Origin of the sequence: Acinetobacter sp. UBA6720 (assembly GCF_002454215.1) — a bacterium.
Taxonomy (GTDB): Bacteria; Pseudomonadota; Gammaproteobacteria; order Pseudomonadales; family Moraxellaceae; genus Acinetobacter.
This window is the reverse complement of record NZ_DKIK01000037.1, coordinates 15,788-27,304: the sequence shown is the minus strand read 5'-3', so window position 1 is coordinate 27,304 and position 11,517 is coordinate 15,788. Positions and strand designations below refer to the sequence as shown.

Annotated in this window: 10 protein-coding genes; 8 read left to right on the top strand and 2 right to left on the bottom strand. The window is 41.3% G+C overall.

Features of this window, described 5'->3' with window-relative positions; genetic code table 11:
• Together B4F08_RS03365 and ligA are read left to right on the top strand one after the other, a co-directional pair.
• Positions 1-960, top strand: a 960-nt coding sequence (locus B4F08_RS03365) for a cell division protein ZipA C-terminal FtsZ-binding domain-containing protein (RefSeq protein ID WP_291373159.1), incomplete at its 5' end; no start/stop codon positions are given.
• Between the two features lie 94 nt (positions 961-1,054).
• The gene (gene ligA / locus B4F08_RS03360; RefSeq protein WP_291373157.1) at positions 1,055-3,094 is read left to right on the top strand and encodes an NAD-dependent DNA ligase LigA; all 2,040 of its coding nucleotides are present in this window, start codon (positions 1,055-1,057) and stop codon (positions 3,092-3,094) included.
• A gap of 278 nt (positions 3,095-3,372) precedes the next feature.
• Here the strand turns inward: ligA and B4F08_RS03355 are convergent, their stop codons facing one another.
• Entirely contained in the window at positions 3,373-4,440 is a 1,068-nt protein-coding gene (locus tag B4F08_RS03355) for an SDR family oxidoreductase (RefSeq protein WP_086208743.1), read from the bottom strand.
• Positions 4,441-4,704: 264 nt separating this feature from the next.
• Between B4F08_RS03355 and B4F08_RS03350 the strand changes: the two genes are divergently transcribed.
• The 5 genes from B4F08_RS03350 to ftn all read left to right on the top strand — a co-directional run bounded on the left by B4F08_RS03350 (position 4,705) and on the right by ftn (position 9,875).
• Complete coding sequence (locus tag B4F08_RS03350) at positions 4,705-6,882, top strand: TonB-dependent receptor (RefSeq protein WP_291373154.1); 2,178 nt, start codon at positions 4,705-4,707, stop codon at positions 6,880-6,882.
• A 73-nt stretch (positions 6,883-6,955) separates the two neighbouring features.
• Complete coding sequence (locus B4F08_RS03345; RefSeq protein WP_291373152.1) at positions 6,956-7,246, top strand: hypothetical protein; 291 nt, start codon at positions 6,956-6,958, stop codon at positions 7,244-7,246.
• A complete protein-coding gene (locus B4F08_RS03340) occupies positions 7,212-7,505 on the top strand; it encodes a hypothetical protein (RefSeq protein ID WP_086208741.1) in 294 nt (97 codons plus the stop codon). Before B4F08_RS03345 ends, B4F08_RS03340 begins: the two co-directional genes overlap by 35 nt.
• 3 nt (positions 7,506-7,508) lie before the next feature.
• Entirely contained in the window at positions 7,509-9,140 is a 1,632-nt protein-coding gene (locus B4F08_RS03335; RefSeq protein WP_291373150.1) for a PepSY-associated TM helix domain-containing protein, read from the top strand.
• A 270-nt stretch (positions 9,141-9,410) separates the two neighbouring features.
• The gene (gene ftn, locus B4F08_RS03330) at positions 9,411-9,875 is read left to right on the top strand and encodes a heteropolymeric bacterioferritin subunit Ftn (RefSeq protein WP_086208901.1); all 465 of its coding nucleotides are present in this window, start codon (positions 9,411-9,413) and stop codon (positions 9,873-9,875) included.
• Positions 9,876-9,972: 97 nt separating this feature from the next.
• Here the strand turns inward: ftn and B4F08_RS03325 are convergent, their stop codons facing one another.
• Positions 9,973-10,542, bottom strand: coding sequence for a peroxiredoxin (locus B4F08_RS03325; protein ID WP_086208739.1), 570 nt, complete (start codon positions 10,540-10,542; stop codon positions 9,973-9,975).
• Between the two features lie 155 nt (positions 10,543-10,697).
• Here B4F08_RS03325 and B4F08_RS03320 point away from each other — a divergent pair, with 155 nt between their 5' ends.
• Entirely contained in the window at positions 10,698-11,444 is a 747-nt protein-coding gene (locus B4F08_RS03320; RefSeq protein ID WP_086208900.1) for a YqiA/YcfP family alpha/beta fold hydrolase, read from the top strand.
• The last annotated feature ends 73 nt before the right edge of the window (positions 11,445-11,517 follow it).

The window sequence follows — 11,517 nt, the reverse complement described above, 5'->3', positions numbered from 1 at the left end:
GTCATAGCAGTGATTATTATGCTGCTTGGCATCAGAATGATTTTCCGAAAGCCGACAGATGCCGCACCATCGCTAGATTCGACTTTGCATATTGATGAAGATAGTCAAAAACCGATTATTCCACGTCATGTCCGTGACCAACTGCAAACGGTGGTCGTGGAACCTGCAGAGCGTAAAGAGCCGATTTTAAGTGATGCTCCAGTCGATGCAACAATAGCGGGAAAAGCTGAACCAAAGGCTTTAGATGCAGATAGTGTAGTAGAGAATACTGATGCTGAACCAAGTTTAGTGGCATCAGCTGACATAGAAAATAAAGCAGTAGACTCAGCCACTCCTGAAAACACTGCAACAGAATCAACGACTGAAAGTACAAACTCAGCACTTGTCGATGACCAAGCGAAGGCCGATAAAGCTGAATTTAGTTTAAATGCCAACGTCGAAAAAGCCGAAATTTCAGAGTTTGACGATGAAAGTAGCATTTTAGATGCACATTTGTATGAGCAAAAAATTGTCGATGATGAAAGTGCCTTAGCCACAGCAGAGTCGTTTATTGCCCTGAATGTTTATCCTGAACGTCGTGCGTTGTCTGGTGAGAAAACCTTAAAAGTTTTAATGAAGTATGGCTTGCGTTTTGGCGAAATGTCTTGTTTCCATCGTTATAACGAAGATGGAACCAAGTTGCTGTTCTCTGTGTTGCAAATTACCGATACAGGTATGGATGGTTTTGACTTGGAAAATCTGTCAACCGATCCAATTAAAGGCTTGGCCTTTTTCTTGGCCTTACCACACCGTGATGTCCAAAATGCCTTTGACACCATGGACAGTATTTCACGTTTGATTGCCCGTGAAATAGATGGAACGGTTTATGACCAAAATAATCAAGAGTTCACGCCTCAACTGCGTGAGCATTGGCGCCACTTGGCGATTGATTACCGTGCTGGACAGGCAATCGACGCTTAATCTGATTGAAAGCAACGGTAACGATTTCTATAATACACAGCAGAAATACAATTTTTAGGGCGGAACAAAGACCGCCCTTTTTTATGGTGAAATTATGACTCAAACTTCAACTGTCGTTGCGCAAATGCGTCAACTGATCCAAATTTTGGCACAGCATAATCATGCTTATTATGTGATGGATCAGCCGACCATTTTAGACAGTGAATATGATCAGCTTTTTCATCAATTGAAAGCTTTAGAAGAACAATACCCCGAGTGTATTCAGCCAGATAGCCCGATCAATAAAGTCGGTGCTAAACCTTTGGCGAAGTTTACGAGCGTGACGCATGTGGTACCGATGCTGTCTTTAGGCAATGTGTTTAATCAAGAAGAACTGTTTGCCTTTGCACGCCGTGCAGAAGAACGTTTGCCGAATCAAACGATTCAATACGATGTCGAACTGAAGTTTGATGGTCTTGCCATTTCACTGTGGTATGAACAGGGTGTGTTGGTGCGTGGGGTGACGCGTGGTGATGGTGAGACAGGGGAAGACATTACCCAAAACGTCAAAACCATTCGTAACTTGCCCAAGGTGTTGAGCACAGATCAGGGTGAAGTGCCTACGCTACTGGAAGTTCGTGGCGAAGTTTTGATGCCTAAAGCTGGCTTTGAAAAGCTCAATGCAGAAAATGAAGCCAAAGGTGAAAAGACTTTTGCCAATCCACGGAATGCCGCAGCGGGAAGTCTACGTCAGTTAGACCCGAACATTGCGGCTGCACGTCCACTTGCATTTTATGCTTATGGTATTGCGCAGTGTGTACCCAATCATGGTCAAAGCACCATGTCGGAAAGTCTAGAGTGGTTGCAACAGTTTGGTTTTGCAGTCGGTGAGCGTCATTTTGTCTGCGATAGCATTCAAGAAGTTCAAGCTGTTTATGAGCAAATCAATGCGGAACGACCACAATTGAGTGTGGAAATTGATGGCATGGTGATTAAGGTCAACAGCCTTAAACAACAGCAACAGCTAGGCTTTTTAAGTCGAGAACCGCGTTGGGCAACGGCATATAAATTCCCTGCGGTGGCTGCGCTTACCACGGTTGAACATATTGACTGGCAAGTAGGCCGTACAGGTACATTGACCCCTGTGGCGCGGTTGAATCCTGTTGCTGTGGGTGGTGTTACCGTTTCAAATGTCACCTTGCATAATATTGGGGAAATTCACCGCCTAGATGTGCGAATTGGCGATACTGTCAGTGTTTACCGTAGTGGTGATGTGATTCCCAAAGTGGAAAAAGTGTGGCCTGAGTTCCGCCCTGTTGATGCCACTGAAGTTGAACTCCCGAGCCAATGCCCCGTGTGTGAATCGCCTGTGGTAATGCCCGAAGGTGAAGCTTTAGCACGTTGCTCTGGTGGTTTGTATTGTGCTGCACAGCGTATCGAGGCAATTCGCCACTTCGTATCCCGGAAAGCGCTTGATATTGAAGGTTTGGGAGATCGTTGGGTCGAATCACTGTTACATCTTGATTTGCTTAAAGATGTGGCTGATATTTATCACCTACATGAGCACCGAGAAAAGCTATTAACCATTGAAAAAATGGGTGAGAAGTCCGTTCAGAACTTGATTGATTCGATTGAAAATAGCAAGAAAACGACTTTGGCTGCATTTATTTATGCGCTGGGGATTCGTGGGGTAGGTGAAACCACAGCGCGTATGTTGGCCAATACTTTCCAAACTTTAGATGCGTTACGTGTCGCAGACATTGAAGCTTTAAAGAAAACTCCAGATGTGGGGGATATCACGGCGGAGTGGATTGTCGACTTTTTTCAAGCACCGCATAACCTTGAAGTTTTGGACCGATTATTGGCTGCAGGTATTCACTGGGACGCGCCTGTGACACCAAGTCGCCAACCTTTAAATGGTGAAAGTTGGGTCGTGACAGGGACACTCAGTACGATGGGCCGTGATGAAGCAACACAGCTCTTGCAAGCACTAGGTGCACGTGTCAGTGGTAGTGTGTCGAGTAAAACCAAGTGTGTCGTTGCAGGTGAAAAAGCTGGTTCAAAGCTGGATAAAGCGGAGAAGCTTGGGATTGCTGTGATCAATGAAGCTGAGTTTATTCAACTAATGAAAGATTATGGTCAGTTAGAGGCTTAGATTGTTGACTCAGATTAAATCAGAAATATGATACTCGAAAACGTCATCTGCAACCTGCGTGGTGTAAATAAGATAATGTTTCTGCGACATATTTCTGATACATCAAAAAGTGGTCAGGTTTTGCAGATGAGCATGGTTTTGCCTACTTTTGCCAAAACAAAAGTAGGGCCAGCTGCAGGCTAATGATGAAATGGGGTGAGAACTTGATAAGACTCCGCCAAGATCATTGCTTTTCAATGAGCTGGAGGAATATTTAAGTCAAATTCATGTAATTTATTTCAAGGAATATATTGCTTGATTACACCATCATCGAGCAATTGTTGAAAGTGCTCAACGAGACTTTCTTTGACATCTCGGTATTTTAAACCCAATTCTTTTTGGCTCTTGTTCGCATCAAAATAAATCGGATAACCCATATTTAACTCAACAAACTCGCGGCTAAAGCCAATGAATGGACCAATCACCTTAAAGGCTGCTTTGGGCAGTTCATTTCGTGGAAATGGAAATTTCCAACCAAAATGAGCTTTAAGCAATTGACCGATTTCAAGCAGACTTAAAGTTCCACCACTGACGATGTAACGACCTGTTGCTTTTGGGTTGAATGCTGCTTGTAAGTGCGCTTCAGCAACATCTTGAACATCGACCACACCATTCCACATGGGTGGGACACCTGCTAAAGTCAAGCCATTGGTAAACTGTTGTAAGACCTCAATCGAACCTGACTGTGTATTTGGTGTCAATGAACGACCAAAGACCAACGCAGGGTTAATGCAGACCAACTGCCAACGATCTTGTGCCTCAGCCATTGCCCAAGCTTTACGCTCAGCCATCACTTTAGAATATGGATAAGGCTGATGGGTCTCAGAACTACTGGTGTTCCAGTGACTTTCATCAAAAGTATTATGGTCCGTTTTTAAAATATCAATCGCATCACCATAGGTCGATGCAATACTCGACGTAACAATGACACGTTTAACTGACTCAGTTTCATTGACGGTGTTTAAGACATTTTCTGTACCCAAAACAGCAGGTTCAATGATGTCTTTCACTGCATCTTTATAGTTGGTGACGACGAAAGGAGAGGCCATATGAAAGACAATTTCACAACCTTGCATCGCTTCTTTAAAGGAATTGGGTTCGAGTAAATTGGCCTTAAATAGTTTCAGTGTTCCTGCACTGCTTTCTGCAATTTGAGATAAATGTGCGAAGCTTTGGGTTTTGTTCAGGTCACGTACAGTGGCATGAACGGTATAACCTTGGGCTAATAATTTTTGAATCACCCAACTGGCAATATAACCCGATGCACCTGTGACCAGTACAGGCGCTTGTGTTGCTAAATTTGTCATAGATCAACCGTTGTTGTTTTAAGTATAGGCTTAGTGTAAACGTGAATGCAGGGAAAGTCTTTGCTTCAGTACCGAACTGATGACTGACTTATTCGTTATTTTACGATAGTTCATTCAATTTAATTTAATATATATAGGGTTTATTGAAAAATCCTAAATTTATATTTTAGATCAAATAAATAAGTCAAACGAGAAAATTCAATTAATAATTATTTACATTGTGTATATAATAATCATTATCATTTAGTTTAAGCGTTGTTTCAAATGAAAACCTTTTCAAAAAAAATTCTTGCAAGTTCTGTTGGTATTTTAATGATGGGAGGTGGCTGTTTTCAGCTTGCCTTTGCTGAGGAAGAGGTTTCGATTTTACCTGCCTTAAAATCAGAAGCGCAGGCACAACAACAAAACTATGCAGATGGTAAGTTAGCCAAAGAAGCTAAGTTAGGCGCATTGGGTAATAAGTCTGTCATTGATACCCCTTTTAGTGTCACGACATATACTGCAAAAACAATTTCTGATAATCAAGCTGCGACGGTTTCTGAAGTTCTTAAAAATGATCCGAGTATTCGTGAAACGACCAATTCAGGTCATTTAAATGAAAACATTCAGATCCGTGGTTTCTCTGTAGGTTTTGAAGACTACAATATTAATGGTCTATATGGCATGGCGCCAACTGGACGTATTCCAACAGATATTATTGATTCAGTCACTGTTCTTAAAGGTCCTAATGCTTTAGTGGCGGGCATGGCACCAGCTGGGAGTGTTGGTGGTGTGGTCATGGCGCAAACAAAGCGCGCTAATCAAGATCTGACACGTGTAAGTGCAAGCTATGAAGACGATGGTTACTATAAATCAGGCTTTGATGTTGCAAGACGTTTAGGTAATAACAAGGAATTTGGTGTACGTGTCGGTGGCTCTTATGGGCAAGGTGAACATATCATTGATGGGATGGATGATACAAATTCAACAGGGGTCGTGGCACTTGACTATACAACGGATAAGTTAAAACTAAACTTTGACGCTTATGCGGTACGAGATAAGCGTGATAATGGTTCACCTGCGATGGTTGGATTTATTCCATGTACACCTAAGTTAAAGGCATCCCAATGTACTACACCATATAAATTAATGGATGCACCGAGTGGGGATAGTAATTTCTTCCCAAACATTCACGGTGAGCAAAGTAGTCAATACTTAGGAGTATCAGGCGAATATAAACTTAGCCCTGATTTAAAAGTATTTGCGGGTGTAGGTTATAACGAAAAAGAATATTCAGGACATATCTTTGGTACACGTTTAATCGTTAATAACACAAATACAGGTGCTGCCAGTTCACAATATTATCGGGTGGGTTATCAAGAACATGCTGTCGCGGCTAATCTTGGGCTAGAAGGTAAGTTTGATACTGGTGCTATCCAACATACACTTGGCTTACGCGCCGATTATCTGACACGCAATTATTGGCAGCATTCGGCAGCAACATCAAATGCGTTTGATACTAACCTATATAACCCAATTGTAGATGCATCTGAACAAATGCCTACGTCATATCCAACTATCGTACCTTATGTCGATAACCGCTATGTCAGCTATACATTAACTGATCAAATGTCGATGTTAGACGATAAATTACAAGTCATTTTAGGTGCTCGGTACCAAGATATTGACACGAAAAATTTATATAAAAAGACGAAATATTCATCAGATAAACTTTCCCCAAGCTTAGGTCTCGTCGTTAAACCATTCGGTGAAGATTTATCTTTCTATGCAAGTTATGTCGAAGGACTATCTGAAGGGATAACAGTTTCAGATATGACTTATCCAACTGCAACAAATAAGGGGGAGACATTAGCCCCTTATCAAACCAAGCAATATGAACTAGGGACTAAATACCAAGTGGGTTCTTGGCTCAATACTTTAGCGCTTTACCAAATTGAAAAGCCTGAGGTTTATCAGGACACTGTAACTAAGGCTGTTAAAGATGATGCTGAGACACGGTCTCGTGGTATCGAGTTTTCAACAGCGGGACAGCTAACAGAAGATTTAAGTTTGATGGCGAACTTAGCTTATATTGATGCTGAATATGTTAAATCGGGGACAGCATCTCAAGTAGGTAATACTGTAATTGGTACACCTGATTTTACTGCTGGTTTGGGTATGGACTATAAAATTCCTGTCGTTGACGGTTTGAGTGTAAATGCTCGTGCATCTTATGTGAGTGAACAATACTTAAATACGGATAATAGTTTAGAGTTGCCTGATTACACGATTTTGGATTTGGGGGCTAAATATGCGACAAAAATTGGTGGTGTAAATACAACATTTAGAGCCAATGTAAATAACTTAACCGATGAAAAATATTGGTCAGGAGTCTTTGGTAGTAACTATGCCATTTTAGGTGCTGGTCGTACCTATAAACTTGGTGTCACTTTCGATTTCTAATTTTTGAGATTAGCCCATTGCGATGCAGTGGGCTTTTTTATGTCTGAATGCTGCCTCATTTAAGTTGAAAGCAATGATTAAATTTCTCGGTTTACTCCTGTGCTGTAGTGGTTGTGTCCTGCTGTATTTGACCCATGCTAATCAAACTGTACTCAAGCAGGCTGTGGCGAAAAAGTACCGCTGGGTCGGGCTTATAGGTCTTGTTTTGGCATTGGTTCTTTTACTGTCGGTATTACCAAAACTGGTAGCAGTGTTGATGTGGTTACTGATTCCATTGGTGTTGTGGTCAGCACTACCATTTCTTCCTTTATTACATGGGGCTTTGACGCATGACGTTGCTACGCGATCAAAAGATACAACCTGACTGGTGGACGAAAAGCTTTGCGGGTGCAGTTCTTGGACTTAGTCTAGCTTTCGCTTTAGCTGCATTAATCACGATGTGGGGACTTCAATCTGAGCATCGTGGCCTTGCGCCGCAGTTAGGGATGTGGTCGATTCCGTGGATTTGGTTACCACTCTTTTTCGTGGCCTATTTTATTCCACGTGGTTGGCAGTCTATTGTAATTTATATGTTTTTCAATGTAGTGGCTTACGCACTCGTGTTTTGGCTTAGAGGAGAATAGGGTATGAAGGTACGTACAGATATTCTCCGACTTGCCAAAGAGTTGCATACATGGGTCGGGATTTGCGCGGGTATTCTCTTGTTCATCTGCTTTTTTGCAGGTGGGCTAAGTATGTTCCAGCATGATTTGAGTAAGTGGGCAACACCACCACAACAAAGTTTACATACGGTTGAATTGCATCAGTATAATGACTTGGTATCCCAGGTGCAGCAGCGCTATCCTGAAGCGCAAAAAAGCTTTCAGATCAATTTAAACTCTAAAGAGTTTCATCATGCCCCGATCCAGTGGCAACCTGCGCAAAGTCAAGTGCATGATGATCATGACTTTGATACCGATCAAAGTGCAATGTTGGCGACACTGAAACCAGATGGCAGTTTACAGGTTGAACAGGAAAACCTATCCAAACTGGGTTGGTTGATTGAACAACTACATGAAACAGCAGGCATTCCGGGCATGCTTGGGCACCATACGCTCGGTGTTTATGTCATGGGTGTGGTATCTGTCTTATATTTTTTAGCGCTGATGACAGGTTTGATTGTCCTCTTGCCAACGTTGGTCAAAGACTATTTTGCGATACGGCAAGGCAAGAACAAAAAACGCTTTTGGCTTGATGCACACAATGTGATTGGCATTACCAGTTTACCATTTCATATTTTGATTAGTGTAACGGTGATTGTTTTTGCATTTCATGATCTCTTTTATGATGGTTTAGGGCAACTGGTCGCAAAAGGCAAACCATTGTTTGAGCGTCCTGCTGCGGTGCAGATTGTAGAACCAGTCCCTCCATTGGATGTTGAAAAAATACTCTTGCAGGTACAGCAACAAGCACAGGGCTATGAGGTTTCGTCTGTAAGTTTTAATAATCTCGACCAGCCCGCGAAGGCATCCGCCCGTGTGAGTTTATACAGCCCTGACCAGATGTTACGCGGTGACAACTTCGATGTGATGTTTTTCAATCCTTATCAGCCCGCACCTTATAGTACGGTCAATTTAAATACCCAGAGTTCAGCTCTAGATCAACTGATTCGATCTATGTTCAGTTTGCACTTTGGCAACTATGGCGGAGATTTTACTCGGTGGTTGTATTTGGCCTTGGGGATGGGCGGGGCATTTTTATTTTATTCAGGCAATATTCTATGGATTGAATCGCGTGTAAAGCGACAAAAAAATCCGAATTTAGCACTACCTGCACAGCGCAAGGATGTGCAATTCATTGCAAACTTAACCATAGGGTCATGTTTAGGAACAGTCCTTGGCATTTTTATGAGTATGTTGATTGGGCGTTGGGCTTATGTCCTCAGTCCTGAACTACACAGCATCAATGCATGGTTTATGTATATCTATTATGCAATTTTTATCTTTAGCCTCATTCTTAGTTTTGTACTTGGTGCTGCAAGGGCTTTGCCTACATTGTTACTCTTTATTGCAGTGACTTTATTGCTGTTGCCTTTAACCTCAATGCTTGCTTTGCTGTTGCCCGAGATTGGTTTATGGTCATCTTTTTCCTATTTATGGTGGATTGATGTATTTTCCATTCTTTTTGCGGGGCTATTTTTACGGTTTTATCGTCAAGCACAAGCGCGTGTACAGTCCGCAGAAGTAGGTTCAATTTGGTCTGTTGCTTCATCCAAGTGAGTCTTTTTCAATGTGTTTGGTGGTTGAAATAAGAAGCATTTTTAATGGTTACAAAATAAAGCAGAGGGCTATTTAAGCTGAAAAAGCCTTTGCAAAAGGGATGAAGTTTTGCAAAGGCTTATTTTATAACTATTATTTTGATAATTCATACTGCAAATGCGTATGTTTCTCATTTTAATTTTATAAAAATCATAAACTTACATAATTTAAATTTTGCAAAGTGAATTAAATGTGTCCATAATGGTTGCATTAAAGATTGGAGATTTTGAAATGCGTGGCAATCCTGAAGTCGTAGACTACTTAAATATGTTGATCGGTGGAGAATTGGCTGCACGCGATCAATATCTGATTCATTCACGTATGTATGAAGATTGGGGCTTAAGCAAAATCTTTGAACGTATTGATCATGAAATGCAAGAAGAAGCACAACATGCGGATGCGATTATTCGCCGGGTTTTGTTTTTGGAAGGCACACCGAATATGCAACGCGATGATGTTGAAATTGGTGAAGATGTGGTTTCATGCTTAAAAGCCGATTTAAAGCTCGAATATCATGTACGTGAAAAATTAGCGCAAGGCGTAAAATTGTGTGAAGAAAAGGCTGATTACATTACCCGTGACATGTTACGTCAACAAATGTCAGATACCGAAGAAGACCATACTTATTGGTTAGAAAAACAATTACGTTTAATCGAGTTGATTGGTCTACAAAACTATATTCAGTCGCAAATGTAAGAGATGCGAGCCATTTTATGTAAAGATGGCAGTTGCATTTATATGGTAAGAAATCAAAAAGCCTTCGAATCAATGTTCGAAGGCTTTTTTGTAGGGGTTATTTTTTAGAGAACTTTTGAATATCTGCCAATACTTGTCCCGCATGGGTTTGGGTATTCACACTACTGTAGTGATAGACCACCGTACCTTGTGGGTCGATCAGAAAGGTTTCACGTTTCGCAATTTTAGCGATACCTAAGTTCCGTACGATGCCGAGCTGATTGGCCAGTTGATGATTGTTATCAGCCAAAATAGGGAAATTCAGCCCTAACTTTTTCGAAAATTTTTGATGTGACTGTACATCATCCAGACTTACGCCTAAAACCACGGCATTATTTTTGCTAAATTGTGGGTAGAGTGCTTTGAACTGATTGGCTTCTTGTGTGCAACCTGGTGAGTCATCCTTCGGATAAAAATAGAGAACGACCCACTTGCCTTGATATTGTTTGAGCTCATGCCATTTGGCATTTTGATCTTGTAACTTAAAACTCGGAGCTGGCTTACCCACCCACTGCTTTTGCTCTGATGAAGCGCTTGAAAAAGCCGGTGCTGCATAAGTGGCATTACTGATGGCACAGAAACTACCCAGCGAAATTAAGCTAATCGTTGCCATTTGCATTATTTTCATGATGTAGGCTGTCTTGAAAAGTATTGACTTGATCTTAGCAAATTTTAAGGCGCTAAAGGGCTGATATTCTCAGATCCAACTCTGAACTTCTTCAGCTCGATTTAGTGCTTATTCAAAAGGCTTGCTTTGCAATGGAGTCTGAGGTTTCATACTGTTTGAAATTTACAGTTTTAGAGTCGGCATTGAATCAACGTATTTTACTCATCACAGGCTGGGGTGGTGGGACCAAGTTACTACAACCTTTGGCTCATGCTTTGCAACACCAAGGGCATACGGTTGAGCTGATCAATATTTTTAATGGATTGGACGCACAGGTGTTGCAGCAACATGCTGAACAAGCCAAAGACTTTGATGTCTTGATCGGTTGGTCTTTGGGAGGGCAACTGGCGACTTTATTGGTTGAGGCTGTGGAAAAGCAGTATCAACAGCAAAAAGTATTAATCACTTTGGCTTCAAATCCGTGCTTTGTGGCGTATGAAAATTGGCAAACTGCAATGAGTCCAGCGACATTTCAAAGTTTTAAACAATCCTTCGAAGCAGACGCGATTGCAACATTAAAGAAATTTGGATTTATGGTGTGCCAAGGGACGGCAACCACCAAGCAAGATTTTTTGCAGTTGCAAAGTTTGCTTCAGCCTCAGTCTTTAGATCTGTTAAAACAGGGATTAAATTGTTTAGAGTATTTAAATACGGTTGAGATCTTACAAAAATATACGGGACATCAACTCCATCTGTTGGCTAAACAAGATTTTTTAGTTAGCTACAAAGTCATGGATAATTTAAAAGCTTTAGGTGCAAATTTTTTAGATGTGATGCTTTTAAGTGGTTCACATGGGCTTCCAGTTTTTCATGCCGATGAAGTAACTGACCAAATCTGCCAATATTTACAAAAAATGGATTAAACAACTTGCTGAGTGGCGAATATCGCAATTTCTTTTTGATGCGCGCAGGTTTAAGATCAGTCAAAATGAAATT

What these genes read in the sequence shown, in the direction of transcription:
- B4F08_RS03340 (WP_086208741.1), top strand. Translation starts at nt 7,212, where the DNA reads ATGACGTTGCTACGCGATCAAAAGATACAACCTGACTGGTGGACGAAA.
- B4F08_RS03335 (WP_291373150.1), top strand. Translation starts at nt 7,509, where the DNA reads ATGAAGGTACGTACAGATATTCTCCGACTTGCCAAAGAGTTGCATACA.
- B4F08_RS03345 (WP_291373152.1), top strand. Translation starts at nt 6,956, where the DNA reads ATGATTAAATTTCTCGGTTTACTCCTGTGCTGTAGTGGTTGTGTCCTG.
- B4F08_RS03355 (WP_086208743.1), bottom strand. Translation starts at nt 4,440, where the DNA reads ATGACAAATTTAGCAACACAAGCGCCTGTACTGGTCACAGGTGCATCG.
- ligA (WP_291373157.1), top strand. Translation starts at nt 1,055, where the DNA reads ATGACTCAAACTTCAACTGTCGTTGCGCAAATGCGTCAACTGATCCAA.
- B4F08_RS03350 (WP_291373154.1), top strand. Translation starts at nt 4,705, where the DNA reads ATGAAAACCTTTTCAAAAAAAATTCTTGCAAGTTCTGTTGGTATTTTA.
- B4F08_RS03325 (WP_086208739.1), bottom strand. Translation starts at nt 10,542, where the DNA reads ATGAAAATAATGCAAATGGCAACGATTAGCTTAATTTCGCTGGGTAGT.
- ftn (WP_086208901.1), top strand. Translation starts at nt 9,411, where the DNA reads ATGCGTGGCAATCCTGAAGTCGTAGACTACTTAAATATGTTGATCGGT.